Raw genomic sequence first — 13,807 nt, 5'->3', positions numbered from 1 at the left:
CGAAAGTGCGGCCTCCCGGCTTCGGGCAGGCCGCACCGCATCAGTCCATGTTTCCCAGAAACGTGCCCTTGTGAAAGACTTCTCGGGTTGTCGATGGCGGGGGGCGCCGTGGGTAAGCGACAGGTCCGGAAGATGCTGCGGCAGATGTCCGGCGGGGAGCCCGTGCAGGTCACCAGCACCATGGCATCCATGAAAAAGCTCGCCCGACTCGCCTTCACAGCGCAGCAGTTCGGGTACGAGTACGCGGACGTGCGCCAGGGCGGCGGGCCACAGGGCAACGGTATCGTGATGCTGATCGTGCCCGACCTCAGCCCGCAGGCCCGCACACGGGCCGCGCGCAACTGGACGCGGTACCCGAACGCCGGCGACGGGGGCGCGCTGCCGCCCATCGTGTCCGATGAGGTCGGCCTACTCAAGGCGCGCATCAAATTCGACCTCGCCGCGAGGTACACCGAGAAACAGTTGACGGTCATCGCAGGTGTCAGCTTCACCGCGTTGGCCCTGGGCCCCGCTCTCACATTCGGCGCCGACACCACCGCCTTGGTCACCATCTGCGGCATCTGGGCCGCGCTGATGGCTCTCGTGCCTGTCGGGCTCGTCGTCAACCGGCGCTACAGAGCGAAGTACGCCGGCCTGCTGCGGGCCGCCGGGTTCACGCCGGTGACCGAACAGGGCGGACGGCTGCGGTACGTGCCGCCGGGCGGGCAGCTTCCAGGGCACGGCAATCCCTTCGCCTGAGACCGCAGTACGCTCTCCGGGCCGGCCGAGGGCCGACTCGTTACTCGGGAGGTTCGGCGATCAGTGCGGTGGCGACACGTCGGAAGCCGAGCCGGGCGTAGATCCGGGCGACGTCGTCGTCGCCTGCCGACAAGAAGACGGTCTCCACTTCTCGCGCTCGGGCGTCGGCCACCAGCGTCACGGTGACCGCGAGCCCGAGGCCACGACGACGGGCGGCGGGCAGCGTCCCGACACCCACGATCTCACTGACGGAACCGACCGGCTGGTGCTGGCCCGCACACAGTGCCGTTCCGCCGTCCACCGCTGCGGCAACCGACGTCAGACCCGCCTCGATCCGCGCCACCACGCGTTCCACCGCCCCGTCGCCTGCCTGCGCACGTACGGCTGCTGCCAGCTCGGTAAGTCCCGCCGAGCCGAGACCGGTTCCGGGCTCCGAGAAGGCGAGATACGGCACCACCAGCGCGCTCGCCAGCGCCGGATCGTCCGGGCCCAGGACTCGCACCGAAGGCCCGCCGGGCACCTCGTCCACGGCGGGCACCGGGGCCCCCGGGTCAAGCACCATCAGGGGGTGTTCGTGAACGACGAGCCCCGAGTCCTCGATCGCGGCCCGTAGTGCGGGCGTGGTCTCGGCGATCCACTCGAAACTCTCCGGGACCGCGAGCTCGCGCTGCCGGGCGCGGACCCTGTCCACAGCAGCGGTACTCACGGCGCCGGACCATCCCCGGGCCGGGCGGGCGTAGAACGGCCATCCTTGGCCTTCCCGCACGAACAGGGTCAGAGGCCCGAAGTCCTCGACCCGGGCGCCCGGACGTGGCACCGCGTCGTAGTACCCCTCAAGTCGTTCCAGCAGTACCCGCTCAGACTGATCACCAAGATCCACAGAAGTCACGCAGAGCATCCAAGCACCAGGCCGCCGACCTCGGCCACCGTATTTCGACGTTCCGTTCGCGGTGGGTACGGTGGTCGGTGCGCTCGGGAGCGAAGTGCGCAGGGGCAGCGAACTCGGCTACCCGGCCGAGCCGGGTACGTGGTGCGAGGAGGCGTGGTGATCACATGGGGGCGCGTGGGCGAGGGCGATTTCGGCCTGTTGCGGGAATGGCTCGCGCAACCGCACGTGGCCCGGTGGTGGCACCACGACACCTCCGCCGAGGCGGTCGCACGTGACTTCGGCCCTGCCGCGCGTGGCGAGGAGCCGTCCGACGACCTGCTGGTCATGCTGGACGGCGCACCGGTTGCCCTGGTCCAGCGGTGCCGGTTCGCGGACTACCCCGACTACCGGGCGGAGTTGGCCGACCAGATCGAACTGCCCGACACGGCGGTCACGATCGACTACCTGCTCGGGGACTCCGCGAGGGTGGGGCAGGGGCTTGGCCCGCGCATCATCCGGGCGCTGGTGGAGGCCACTTGGACCGACTACCCGGACGCGTCCGCGGTGGTCGTCCCGGTCCATGCGGACAACCGCGCGTCGTGGCGGGCACTGGAGAAGGCCGGGCTGCGCAGGATCGGTACCGCGGACCTGGACCCGGACAACCCGGATGACGACCGGACCCACTACGTCTACCGCATCGACAGACCCGCCGGCACAACGCCCGCGTCCGCGCCCGCTCCGGCCTGACGACGTACCAGCGCGCCCACGGAGTGCGTGACGACCTCGACGGCCCCCGACCGGCCGGTGACGCCACCCCGGGCCGGCCTCTCCGGCGCCTCGCTCCGCCGTACGCCTCCCGGCCGACCCCACCGCCGCGAGGCTCCTGTGCCGATCAGCTGACGCGGGCGGCGATGGTTCGCGCACACGCGAGGGACTCGGTGCGGGTCGTGTCGACCTCCAGGTCGTAGACCACCCCTTGGTGCACCACATCGGCCTGCGACGCGGCCATGCCCTCGACCCGATCTCCCCGTGCGACCTCACGGCCCGCGGCGACCGCGCTGTCACACCTGACGGCGACCCACAGCACCGGCAGCCCGCCAATAGCCTTCTGCCACCGCTGCTGGGACGCCGCCCCGCCGAGGAAGACATCGTCGACGACGATACGGGCGCCGGCACGGGCCATGGCCACGATGCCCTCCATCCAGGCCGTCTCCAACGCCCGGAAGTCCGCCCCGACGCTCACCCGGCCGTCCTCCCCGATCTCGATCCCCGCATCGGACACCTGCATCTTCGCGGGCATCGAGTCGACGAACGAATCGACCCCGAACGCCAGCCACGGATCCGGCAGTACGGCCTGCAGGCACCGAACGATCCCGGACTTCCCCGAGCTGGAGCCACCATTGAGGATGATCATCTGAGTCGTCACCGCGCCACAGTAGGGGCGCCTCCCCGTGACGCGAAACCAGTTCCGGACATACCGCGCTGCTGCCGCGAACCAGCGGCCCGAGTGGACCGGCAGGGCGGGCTGCCGCTCGCGCCGGTCGGTGTCCGCATACGCTGGCCGGGATCGAGCGCGCACGGCGGGAAGAAATGGGCGGCGGAATGGCACGGGTTACGGCTGTGAGCAGCGACGGGACGTACTCGTTCAGCAAAACGAACCGCGCGAGCGTCACCCTGCTCGCCGGTCTCGGCGTGGAGGGCGATATCCACGCGGGGGAGACCATCAAGCACCAGTTCCGCATGACCTACGAGCCGGACCTGCCCAACCTGCGGCAGGTGCATCTCATCCACGAGGAGCTCTTCGACGAACTCGCCGCGAAGGGGTTCACCGTCTCCGCGGGCCAGCTCGGCGAGAACATTTCCACGCGCGGGATCGACCTGCTCGGCCTGCCCACCGGGGCTCTGCTGCGGCTCGGCGCGGAGGCGGTCGTGGAGGTGACAGGGCTGCGCAATCCGTGTTCGAAGGTCAACGATTTCCGGACGGGCCTTCTTCAGGAGGTCTTCGAACTCGACGGCGCCACGGGTGAGTTCACCTTCAAGTCCGGGATCATGGGTGTCGTTCGCCACGGAGGTGTCGTTCGTCCCGGTGACGCCATCGGCGTCGAACCGCCCACCGGTGCGCACCATCCGCTGGAGCGCGTATAGGTCGGAAACCTCGGCAGCGTTCCCGGTGAGTACGCTGGGACACGTCGACCAACCGATCGAAAAGGTGTGCGAAGTATCCTGGCGCTCAGCGCTGGGTGCACGGCAGAATCCTCGGCGTGAAGATCACCGCGCGCGAGCTCAACCGGGCCACCCTTGGTCGCCAACTTCTGCTGGAACGGGAGGCCCTGAGCGTCGTCGATGCGGTCCGTCGAGTGGTCGCGGTGCAGGCGCAGCATGCTCCCTCGCCGTATGTCGCCCTGTGGAATCGGGTGACGGACTTCGATGCGACCGCTCTGGACGCCGGTTTCGCCGACCGCGCAGTCGTCAAGGCCACCCTGATGCGGATCACCCTGCACACGGTGCATGCGGACGATTACCAGGTCTTCCGCGAGGCGATGCAGTCAACGCTGTACGGCTCGCGTCTGGGTTTCCGGTTCGCGGCTTCCGGGCTCACGCCGGACGACGGCGACGAACTGGTTCCGGAGCTGCTTGCTTTCGCCGATCAGCCCCGGACGGCCGCGGAGATGAAGGCATGGCTCGAAACGCGGCTCGGTGCGGACAAGCAGCCGGCGGCATGGTGGGGGCTGCGGGCCTACGCGCCGCTGCACCATGCTCCGATGGGCGGACCGTGGTCGTTCACCACGCGTTCGTCGTTCGTCGCGGCGAGGACCGGCTCGATTCCCAGAGGGCGGGAGACGGTGCCGCGCGCACTGCAGGCGCTGGTCCTGCGCTACCTGGAAGGGTTCGGTCCGGCCTCGGTGGCGGACGTGGCCCAGTTCGCCATGGTGCAGCGCGCGCCCATCCGTCGGGCGCTGAGCGCACTCGGCGACTGCGTCGAGCGGTTGGAAGGGCCCGAGGGCATCGTCCTGTTCGACGTCCCCGGCTCCCCGCGCCCGCCCGCGGACACCCCGGCCCCACCCCGGCTCATGGCCATGTGGGACAGCACCCTGCTCGCCTACGCCGACCGCAGCCGCATCATCCCTCCCGACTACCGTCGACTGGTGATCCGTAACAACGGAGACGTGCTGCCGACCCTGCTCGTCGACGGATACGTCGCGGGGGTGTGGCGCCCCGTCGACGGCGGTATCGAGGCCACGGCCTTCCATGATCTGCCGACGACAGTGTGGGACGCGCTCGCCGCGGAAGCGCGGTCTCTGACCGGCATGCTGGCCGACCGCGACTCCCAGGCGTACAGCCGCTACAACCACTGGTGGGCCAAACTGCCCGATACCGAGACGCGCTTGCTGCCTGCGCAGAGGTCCTGAAGGAGGGTCCTGGTCACCGGTTCGGGTGGGCGGGCTCACGCCGAGTTCTCAGCTGACCGCGTCGAGCAGCAGCTTCGCGGCCACTGTCGCCCCGTCGGTGCGGAATGTGCCGGCGACGGCCGTCGCTCGTGCGTGGGTGTCGGGGGCCAGGGCCGTCTCGAGTGCGGCTGAGAGGGACTCGACGGTCGGGGCCGGACCGTCGTGTGCCGTGCCGATGCCCAGGTCGGCGACCCGGCCGGCGAAATACGGCTGGTCCGCCCGGCCCGGCAATGAGGTTGACCGAGCCTGATATGGGCATGCCAATCAGGTCGCGCGCCCCACACCGCGGTCAACCAGGAGGACGCAGTTGAAGAAGAGCTCGCGGATGACAAGAATGTCGCTGACCCTCGGCAGTGCCATCGCGCTGGTCATCGCCTTCCCGGGTGGCGCCTACGCTGCACCGCCCTCGGCCCTGCCCGCCGCCGCGGACGGACTGGAGCAGGCGTTCCAGCCGGCCTACGACTACGACACGGACGGCTGCTACCCCACGTCCGCCATCGGACCGGACGGCGCCGTAGCCACCGGTCTCAACCCGAGCGGCGCACTCAACGGCCAGTGCCGTGACGCGTGGGACCTCGACAGCACCAACGGATACGCGCGGTACAAGTGCAACAACGGCTGGTGCGCGATCATGTACGGCCTGTATTTCGAGAAGGACCAGGCCCTGGCCGGCAGCAGTCTCGGTGGGCACCGCCATGACTGGGAACACGTCGTGGTCTGGGTGCAGAACAACCAGGCCCAGTACGTCTCCACTTCCGCTCACGGGAAGTTCGATATCCACAACCGTGACCGGGTCCGGTGGGACGGTACGCACCCCAAGATCGTGTACCACAAGGACGGCGTGAGCACGCACTGCTTCCGCCTGGCGAACGCCAATGACGAGCCGCCCGAGAACCATCACCACAGCTGGCAGTTCCCCAGCCTCGTCGGCTGGAACGGCTACCCCGCAGGTCTTCGCGACAAGTTGAGTCAGGCCAACTTCGGTAGTGCCGTCTTCGGTCTCAAGGACGGAAACTTCAACTACTACCTGGAGAAGGCCAAGCCCGCCGGCATCGCGTTCGACCCGCACGCCTGACGAACAGCGGCCTCCGAGCAGGCCGGTGCGTAACCCCATGAGGCGACGGCCCCGGCCTGCTCCAGCTCCCGGCCGGGGCCGTGTGGTGTCGCGGAAGGAGATGGGCGCGGCCCGCGTTCGGCCCCCAACTCCCGCGTCCTGCCGCCGCCCAGCGGCCCGCCCGCGCATGGGAGGATCTCGGTGTGAACGACCTGAGCCTCCGCCTCGCCGACGACCTCGACCTCGCCACTCTCGTACGCCTGCGTGACGACGCTGCCCGCTGGATGCTTACCCAGGGGATTACCGGCCAGTGGCTGCCCGGCGAGTTGGATGAGGACCACTTCCGCCGGATCATGGCGGACGGCGAGGTGTGGCTGGCGGAGACCGACGGCCGCGTGGTCGGGGCCTGGGAGCTGTGGTGGGCGGACGAGGACGCCTGGGGGCCGCAGCCGCCGGTGGCCGGCTATGTGCACCGGCTGATGGTGGACCGCGGGCGTGCCCGGCCGGGCACTGGGCGGCTGCTGCTGCGAGCCGCGGAGCACCGCGTGGCCGAGCGGGGGAGGGCCCGCGTACGACTGGACTGCCTGGCCGGCAACGCCCGCCTGCACACCTACTACATGGCCGACGGGTACGGAATCGTCGGCCACAAAGCGGGTAAGCCGCAGGCGGGCGGCGTGCCCAAGGCGTTCACGCTTTTCGAGAAGCCGGTGCGGACCGTCGTACCGGCCTGAATCCGGCCCAACTCCCCTCCGGCTGCTCAGCGTTGCGTCAGATCGTGAAGTCGAGTGCGAAGTACCTGCTCGGGTCCTCGGCCGTCATCGATTCGGACACCGAAGGGTCGCAGCCCTGGCTGGCCACCGCCTACGTGCCCGGCCCTCCCTGGCGCACACACGCTCCGAAGTCGATCGAGAGCGTTTCGAATGTCCGCCCCGTGCATGCCGCGCGGAGTACGCGGGGTCCGTGCGCGAGAGCGTCGCGCGGCATCGTCCGCCGGTCCCTGCCGATGGCCTGTCGGTGGCCTGTTGGTGGGGCGCCGTCCTCTCGTGCGTGGCGTCGCTCGCGGCCGACCGCTTTCCCCCGGGGACCCCGCGGATCCCCCCGGCGCGCAGGGGGCCCGGGCGGCTTCCTCCACCCGTTCCTTACGCGCCAGGGGGCGCCCTGAGTTCTTCAGTGCTGAAAGTTTCTGCCAATTCGGCGCGTTGGTGCAGCTAGCGCGAGGCGCCACAGGTCTACGCCAAGCGGCCTCTTTACGCCCCTCATTACTCGTGCGTTACTCATGTCGTGTCCATGGCATCCGATAATCGGATGCCAGCCGCTCGCTCCCCCCAACGTGCCCGGAGGCAGCTATGCCCGCGTACAGTTCTCCGACCCGCCGACTCGTCAGATCCAGAGCCGCCCTGCTCGCCGGTGTCCTCGGCAGCGTCGCCACGCTGCTCGTGACGACCGCCGGCCCGGCGGCCGCCGCTCCCCCCGGCCCAGACAGGCCGGTGCAGCCCGGACAGGCGTGGATGGGGGCGGGGACCCGCATCGAGCAGGGCCCGCCGGCCTCGGCGGACGGGGGCGTGTCCACGATGGACACCAGCGGTGTCCAGGGCATCGACGTCTCCCACTGGCAGGGTGCGATCAACTGGGGCTCGGTGAAGGCCGCGGGCATCGACTTCGCCTACATGAAGGCCACCGAAGGCACCAGCTTCAAGGACAGCCGCTTCAGCGCGAACTACACCGGCTCCTACAACGCCGGCCTGATCCGGGGCGCGTACCACTTCGCCCGCCCGGACTCCTCCAACGGGGCGACGCAGGCCAACTACTTCGCGAGCAGCGGCGGAGGATGGTCCAAGGACGGCAAGACCCTCCCGGGTGTACTGGACATCGAGCACAATCCGTCGGGCGCCATGTGCTACGGCCTCTCCACGACGCAGATGCGCACGTGGGTCAACGACTTCTACAACACGTACAAGGCCCGTACGACGCGTGACGTCGTCATCTACACGACCGCCAGCTGGTGGAACACCTGCACCGGCAACTGGACCGGCATGTCCACCAAGTCCCCCCTCTGGGTGGCCCATTGGGGAACCACCAGCCCCAACATCCCCAGCGGATTCCCCACGTGGACGATCTGGCAGTACTCGGCCACCGGCCGGGTGAGTGGTGTCGCCGGTGACGTGGACCGCAACAAGTTCAACGGCACCATGACCCGGCTTCTGGCCCTCGCCAACAACACGGCGTAACCCGACTCGTTCCTGCTGTGGTCGGGCGAGTCCGTACGGGGTTCGCCCGGCCGCATCCGTGCGGTCCAGCCCGCGCCGGCACCGCACCCCCACTGGCCACCCCACTGGCCGCTGCCGACGAACGGCCGGCCGGAACGACCGCAGACCAGGAGTCCGCCGTGAATCGTCCGAAGCTGACCCGTCGCCACGTCCTGCTCGCCGGAACCGGCGGACTGGCTGCTGCCGCCTTACCGGGTACCGCCCACGCCGCAACTGTCGTCGAACCGGACATCGACGGCACCCTGCGGTGGAACGCCCGCCCGCCCCGGAGCCCGGTGAGCCTGGTGGGCAGGCGACCGAACAAGATCATCGTGCATCACACGGTCAGCGCCAACACCTCCGACTTCTCCCGCGCCCAGGCCCACGCGCACGCCCACTGGGTCCAGGACCTGCACATGGACAAGAACGGGTGGATCGACAGCGGCTACCACTTCCTCGTCAGCAGGGGCGGCTGGATCACCGAGGGGCGGCACCGCAGCCTCAGCACGTTGCAGGGCGGCAGCAACTTCGTACTGGCCGCCCATACGTCCGGACAGAACGACCAGGCCATCGGCATCGCCAACGAAGGCGCCTACCACGACGGTGCTCAGCCGCCGCAGGCACAGTGGGACGTCCTGGTGGTGCTCTGCGCGTACGCCTGTCAGCAGTACGGCATAGCACCGAGCCGCATATACGGGCACAAGGACTTCGGCACCACGCTCTGCCCGGGTGTCCTGCACGACAAGCTGCCTCAACTGCGCAGCCAGGTGGCGGCGAGCATGGGCTGAGGGGCACCGCCGGGTCGTGGAACGCGGCGGCGGCCGTGGTTTCGACGACCCAGGGCTGGCCCGGTCGTCCAGCGGCTGAGCATCGTGGACCGTGGCTCGGTTCATGTTCAGCTGTTCAGGCCGAGCCCGGGCAGGGTCAGCCGGCCGATCTCCTCACCTGATGTGTCGGTGCAGGTGACGTCCGCGACCCCGAGGTCGGAGGGGGTACGTGCCCCGCGCGTCCGCAGCTCCGCTACGGCCAGACCGGCCGTAGCGGCGGCGCCCGAAGGATCGGGGTCGAAGGTGCTCACCCACCATCGCGCCACGGGGATCGCGCGATCGTGCCAGCCCCTGGTGGTCATCGCCCGTTCGTGCGCCGCGTCGTCCACTGGTGCGTCCTCGTCGTCGACCATCACGACCAGGCCGTCCTCGGGGCCGTAGAGGAAGGTCAGGGGGCGGTCGCCGTCGGCGTGGTTGACCAGGTCGAATGCTGCCGAGCCGTCGCCGGTCTGGGCCGTCAACTGGGTGGCCCACGCCAGCATGAGACTTCGCAGCGACTCCTCCAGTCGCTCCCAGTCGGGCGCCACGCACGGTGGCAGGGGTGGAGGGCCGCCTTCTGCGTCGCGGCGCAGTTGCCACAGGAACGGAAGGTCGGCGTAGGCGTGGACCTGCCCGTCCCCGTCGCCCACCCCGCGCTCGAAGAGGGCCCGCTCTCTCTGCTCCAGCGCGGCTGTGGGGTGGCTCGTGAGCCGCAGGATTCCCTCTTCGCCGTCCAGGAGCAGACAGCGCGCATCATCGCGCCAACGGATGTTGGGCCCGTGGGAGTCTCCGCCGTACAGCGTCGGTACACCCATCAGAGGGACGAGCATTCCCAGTGCGTGGCGCACGGCCTCGCCCTGTTCGCCGGCGTGGGGGAGCCGGACGGCGGAGCGCGGCGAGTCCTCATCCGGCGGCCGGCGCCACAGGCGTTCCACCGCGTCCGCCATGCGCTGGATGTCGTAGGTCGGCAGGTCTGCTTCATCCATACGTTCACAGTGCCGCATAGCGCACGAAAGCGGGCAGGTGTGGCGGTGTCCTCAAAGGCGTCGATGGGCGGCGCGTGGCGTGACGTCGCGACGCCCACAGGACATCTTCGTGGCGGAGGTCAGACCTGGCGGTTCGCGCGCCCGCTCAGGCCCGTGCGGCGAATTCGTAGAGTTCGAGCAGTCGGCAGCGCGTCGCGTGCAGGCGGCGGGTGAGCACCATGCCCACCCATTGACTGATCGCGAATCCGAACTCGGGGTCCGACTGGCACAGTGACCGTACCGGGGACGCGTCGAATTCGTAGGCGCGCACGGGGCTGAGCGTTTCGGCGCCCAGTTCCCACTCGAAGGGCGGGAAGAGCCATGAGAGGCCGACCAGCTCGCCGGACCCGAGCGTCCCTATTTCCGCGCGACGCCCCTGCGGAAGTCGGGCATCGAGAGTCACCGCGCCGGTCTTGAGAATCCAGAAGCGGTCGGCGATGGTGTGTTCTTCGAAAAGACGTTGCGCTGCCGGGAACCGCACATCACTTCCAAGACTCAGCAGATGTTCGCGATGCGTGGCGGGCACGGATGTGATCTTCATTGTGGTGGTCATCGGAGTACTCCTCCGAGGAGCGGTTCTCTGGGGAGGGTGGCAGCGAGGCATTCCGCGCACCACTCGTAGAGGAGTTCTTCCCCACCATGGAAGAAGTACGCGACGGAACAGTGATGTCGCGACGGACCGGTGGTGCGGGGCGGGTGCCCGGCGAGGTGTGGTTCCGCTGCGGCCCCGGAACCGGCGCCACAGCGGATAGTGCGCGTGCCTGTGCGCCCGGTACGAGCGGCTACGCCGACGTGCTGAGGTGCTGTTCTGCGGCGTCCACCGCATCGTGCACCGTAGTCCGGCCGAGCAGCACGCACAGGGTGTAGGCCGCGTCGTCCAAGGCTTGCCTTGCGCTCTTGTCGGCGGGGGCGGACGCCAGCAGGGCCTGGCGCTTCCGGAACTCGGACAGCACCTCCTCGGTCCGTGCCCGGCTCGGCAGGAGAGCCACGCCCCGCAGGGCCTCGGAGGGGGGTGCGGGGGTGCGGGCGGCCTCCATCGCGCCCCGGAGTGCCCGTTCCACATGTGCTGGAACCGGCACGCCGCGCGATCCCGCCACCATCGCGGCGGCCATGGCCGCAGGAGTGAGGTGCGCGGTCTCGGCCGCCACAGCCAGGACCCGTTTCGCGTCCCGTCTCGAACACGGGGTCATTGCCATGATCATTCCGACCGCCCACGGTGTGGCCGGGTCATCCAGGAGCGGCTTCCATGCGGGCTCCGTGGTTCCGGGCGAAGGGGAGGCGCCGGATTCGGAGCGCTCTTCGGCGTATGTGGACATGGAGGAGGCCATCCCTTCGAACGGCGGGTAATGATGTTTCGGTGAGCGGTGCGGAAAATCATGCCCGCCGTGCGGGAGGCCGGATCACCCCCACGCAACATTCTCTGGGCCATTGGATTATTGCCCGTCCGAGCGGTCAGCGAATCAACCGCGCCGGTTGGGTGGATTTCCTTTCCTTGATCCTTCTTCCGGGCGGAAAGATCATGGTACGGATAGATGGGATCGCCGGGGGTCTTCGTTTCTCCGTTTCTCCGGTTCTGCTGATCTCCGGATGGGAGCATTATGTGCGGTTGTTTTCGGTGGGGCAGCCCGGAGTGCCCTGAGTGAATGAAGGTCATTACTGTGAAGATCGGCTCTGTACGCGATGTAACATTCCGGATCTTCGTATCCGGTCAGGGCTTTCCGTGGCAGTGCTCTTCGTGACCGTGCTCTTCGTGCCGCGCCGCTCGGAGGTGAGCAGGCCGGTTTCGCGCAGCTTCCTCAGATGGTGCGAGACGGTGGGCCGCGAGACGCCGACATCCGCGATGTCGCGTACACACGCCTCGCCCGCGGGGTGGGAGGCGACCTTGGAGAACAGTCGCAGCCGCACCGGGTCCGAGAGTGCCTTGAACGTGGCGGCCATCTTCTCCGCGTCCGCCTGTGGGAGCTCGGCCGAGGTGATCGGCGGGCGGCACGGGTGATCGGCTGAGCCGGCAGGACCTGGAGCTCCACCGCCACTGAATTCGACATATGTCTATGTTGACACTCGTCGATATGGGTGGCAGGCTCCAGATATCGAGAACATCGATGGATGTCGAAGCAGCGTTCCGGCTGACATCACCACGCGTCGAGGAGAACACCCGTCATGAGCGAGAAGCAGCTTCCTGTCGTCGTCATCGGTGCCGGCCCGGCCGGTCTGGCCGCCGCCGCACACCTCGCCGAGCGCGGCATCGAACCGCTGGTCCTGGAGGCCGGGGCCGCCGCCGGCAGTGCGGTACGCGAGTGGGGCCACGTGCGGCTGTTCTCCACCTGGTCCGAGGTCGTGGACCCGGCAGCGGAGAAGCTGCTGGCGCCCACCGGCTGGTCCGCCCCCGACGGCTCGACCTACCCCTCCGGGGCGGACTGGGCCGAGCAGTACCTTCAGCCGCTCGCCGACGTCCTGGGCGACAAGGTCCGCTACGGAGCCACTGTCACCGGCGTCTCCCGTCTCGGCCGCGACCGGGTCGTGGACGCCGACCGCGAACTGCAGCCCTTCACCATCCACGTCCGCAACGCCGACGGCCGCGAGGAGCGGATCACCGCCCGCGCCGTCATCGACGCCTCGGGCACCTGGTCCACCCCCAGCCCCATCGGAGGCGACGGCCTCCCGGCCCTCGGCGAGAAGGCCGCGGCCGACCGCATCTCGTACAGAATCCCGGATCTCAAGGACCCGGCCGTGCGCGCCCGATACGCAGGCAGGCGCACCGCGGTGATCGGCTCCGGCGCCTCGGCCTTCACCGCCCTCGCCGCCTTGGCCGACCTCGCCAGGAAGGAGGACGGCACACACGCGGTGTGGATCCTGCGCCGCGGCGTCACAGGCTCCACATTCGGCGGCGGCACCGCCGACCAGCTGCCCGCACGCGGCGCCCTCGGCCTCGCCGCCAAGGCGGCCGTCGACGACGGATACGCCGACGCCGTCACCGGCTTCCGCGCCGGCGCCGTGGAGAAGGCGGGCGAACAGCTGGTCCTGGTCGCCGAGGACGGCCGCCGCCTGGACCCGGTCGACGAGATCATCGTCCTCACCGGCCTGCGCCCCGACCTCTCCTTCCTCGCCGAACTGCGCCTCGGCCTCGACGAGCGCCTCCAGGCGCCCACCGAACTCGCCCCGCTCATCGACCCCAACCAGCACTCGTGCGGCACCGTCTACCCGCACGGCGTCAACGAGCTCTCCCACCCGGAGAAGGACGTCTACCTCGTCGGCATGAAGTCCTACGGCCGCGCGCCGACATTCCTGGCCATGACCGGCTACGAACAGGTCCGCTCCATCGCCGCGGCACTCGCCGGAGACCAGGAAGCCGCCGAACGCGTCGAACTCGTCCTGCCGGAGACCGGAGTCTGCGGTGGCGCCGGCCTCTTCGACGAGCCCGAAGCCACCCCCAGCGACGGCGGCGGCTGCTGCTCCACCCCCGCCACGATCCAGATCGGCACCGGCGCCCCGGCCTCCACCGGCGGCTGCTGACGCACATGCCGCAGATCCGGGCCCGTGCGGCCGCGACCAGGACGGGGGGGCGGGGGCGGGCGCCCCCCCGACAGGCCGGGGGGGGGCCCCGCGCCGCCGGCCGGGAGG

15 protein-coding genes and 2 pseudogenes are annotated in these 13,807 nt (G+C 69.5%); 10 read left to right on the top strand and 7 right to left on the bottom strand.

Features of this window, described 5'->3' with window-relative positions:
- Positions 1-108 precede the first annotated feature (108 nt).
- Entirely contained in the window at positions 109-738 is a 630-nt protein-coding gene (locus tag ACFWSK_RS13870) for a hypothetical protein (RefSeq protein ID WP_383784579.1), read from the top strand.
- 40 nt (positions 739-778) lie between these two features.
- Here the strand turns inward: ACFWSK_RS13870 and ACFWSK_RS13865 are convergent, their stop codons facing one another.
- Positions 779-1,444 carry a GNAT family N-acetyltransferase gene (locus tag ACFWSK_RS13865; protein WP_383784576.1) on the bottom strand — a complete coding sequence of 222 codons (666 nt, stop codon included), beginning with the start codon at positions 1,442-1,444 and terminating at the stop codon, positions 779-781.
- A 339-nt stretch (positions 1,445-1,783) separates the two neighbouring features.
- Between ACFWSK_RS13865 and ACFWSK_RS13860 the strand changes: the two genes are divergently transcribed.
- On the top strand, positions 1,784-2,353 hold the full coding sequence (locus ACFWSK_RS13860) for a GNAT family N-acetyltransferase (protein ID WP_383784574.1): 570 nt from the start codon (positions 1,784-1,786) through the stop codon (positions 2,351-2,353).
- Between the two features lie 145 nt (positions 2,354-2,498).
- On the opposite strand, the gene cpt is transcribed toward ACFWSK_RS13860, so the two are convergent.
- Positions 2,499-3,020 (bottom strand): chloramphenicol phosphotransferase CPT, encoded by a 522-nt coding sequence (gene cpt, locus ACFWSK_RS13855; protein WP_383784909.1) that lies wholly within the window; start codon positions 3,018-3,020, stop codon positions 2,499-2,501.
- A 176-nt stretch (positions 3,021-3,196) separates the two neighbouring features.
- Between cpt and ACFWSK_RS13850 the strand changes: the two genes are divergently transcribed.
- Positions 3,197-3,751, top strand: a complete 555-nt coding sequence (locus ACFWSK_RS13850) for an MOSC domain-containing protein (protein ID WP_383784572.1) — start codon at positions 3,197-3,199, stop codon at positions 3,749-3,751.
- Between the two features lie 116 nt (positions 3,752-3,867).
- Positions 3,868-5,016, top strand: coding sequence for a winged helix DNA-binding domain-containing protein (locus tag ACFWSK_RS13845; protein WP_383784569.1), 1,149 nt, complete (start codon positions 3,868-3,870; stop codon positions 5,014-5,016).
- A 48-nt stretch (positions 5,017-5,064) separates the two neighbouring features.
- Here ACFWSK_RS13845 and ACFWSK_RS13840 read toward each other — a convergent pair.
- Positions 5,065-5,286: pseudogene (locus ACFWSK_RS13840) on the bottom strand (glycosyltransferase); the annotation flags it as partial.
- 94 nt (positions 5,287-5,380) lie between these two features.
- On the opposite strand from ACFWSK_RS13840, the gene ACFWSK_RS13835 reads away from it, so the two are divergent.
- The 4 genes from ACFWSK_RS13835 to ACFWSK_RS13820 all read left to right on the top strand — a co-directional run bounded on the left by ACFWSK_RS13835 (position 5,381) and on the right by ACFWSK_RS13820 (position 9,143).
- Complete coding sequence (locus ACFWSK_RS13835) at positions 5,381-6,130, top strand: NPP1 family protein (RefSeq protein ID WP_383784566.1); 750 nt, start codon at positions 5,381-5,383, stop codon at positions 6,128-6,130.
- A gap of 182 nt (positions 6,131-6,312) precedes the next feature.
- Complete coding sequence (locus ACFWSK_RS13830; protein WP_383784563.1) at positions 6,313-6,840, top strand: GNAT family N-acetyltransferase; 528 nt, start codon at positions 6,313-6,315, stop codon at positions 6,838-6,840.
- A 615-nt stretch (positions 6,841-7,455) separates the two neighbouring features.
- A complete protein-coding gene (locus ACFWSK_RS13825) occupies positions 7,456-8,337 on the top strand; it encodes a lysozyme (protein WP_383784561.1) in 882 nt (293 codons plus the stop codon).
- A 158-nt stretch (positions 8,338-8,495) separates the two neighbouring features.
- Complete coding sequence (locus ACFWSK_RS13820; protein WP_383784558.1) at positions 8,496-9,143, top strand: peptidoglycan recognition family protein; 648 nt, start codon at positions 8,496-8,498, stop codon at positions 9,141-9,143.
- Between the two features lie 107 nt (positions 9,144-9,250).
- Here the strand turns inward: ACFWSK_RS13820 and ACFWSK_RS13815 are convergent, their stop codons facing one another.
- The 3 genes from ACFWSK_RS13815 to ACFWSK_RS13805 form a co-directional block, all read right to left on the bottom strand.
- Positions 9,251-10,147 carry a hypothetical protein gene (locus tag ACFWSK_RS13815; RefSeq protein WP_383784556.1) on the bottom strand — a complete coding sequence of 299 codons (897 nt, stop codon included), beginning with the start codon at positions 10,145-10,147 and terminating at the stop codon, positions 9,251-9,253.
- 145 nt (positions 10,148-10,292) lie between these two features.
- The gene (locus ACFWSK_RS13810) at positions 10,293-10,739 is read right to left on the bottom strand and encodes a Crp/Fnr family transcriptional regulator (RefSeq protein ID WP_383784553.1); all 447 of its coding nucleotides are present in this window, start codon (positions 10,737-10,739) and stop codon (positions 10,293-10,295) included.
- Between the two features lie 229 nt (positions 10,740-10,968).
- Positions 10,969-11,502 (bottom strand): DUF5133 domain-containing protein, encoded by a 534-nt coding sequence (locus ACFWSK_RS13805; protein ID WP_383784550.1) that lies wholly within the window; start codon positions 11,500-11,502, stop codon positions 10,969-10,971.
- Between the two features lie 41 nt (positions 11,503-11,543).
- On the opposite strand from ACFWSK_RS13805, the gene ACFWSK_RS13800 reads away from it, so the two are divergent.
- Positions 11,544-11,825 (top strand): hypothetical protein, encoded by a 282-nt coding sequence (locus tag ACFWSK_RS13800; RefSeq protein WP_383784547.1) that lies wholly within the window; start codon positions 11,544-11,546, stop codon positions 11,823-11,825.
- A gap of 110 nt (positions 11,826-11,935) precedes the next feature.
- Here the strand turns inward: ACFWSK_RS13800 and ACFWSK_RS13795 are convergent.
- Positions 11,936-12,231: pseudogene (locus tag ACFWSK_RS13795) on the bottom strand (ArsR/SmtB family transcription factor); the annotation flags it as partial.
- Positions 12,232-12,346: 115 nt separating this feature from the next.
- Here ACFWSK_RS13795 and ACFWSK_RS13790 point away from each other — a divergent pair.
- Positions 12,347-13,699 (top strand): FAD-dependent oxidoreductase, encoded by a 1,353-nt coding sequence (locus ACFWSK_RS13790; RefSeq protein ID WP_383784544.1) that lies wholly within the window; start codon positions 12,347-12,349, stop codon positions 13,697-13,699.
- Positions 13,700-13,807: the final 108 nt, after the last annotated feature.

This window comes from Streptomyces sp. NPDC058620 (assembly GCF_042717135.1).
Classification (GTDB): domain Bacteria; phylum Actinomycetota; class Actinomycetes; order Streptomycetales; family Streptomycetaceae; genus Streptomyces.
This window is presented reverse-complemented; position numbering and strand designations above follow the sequence as displayed.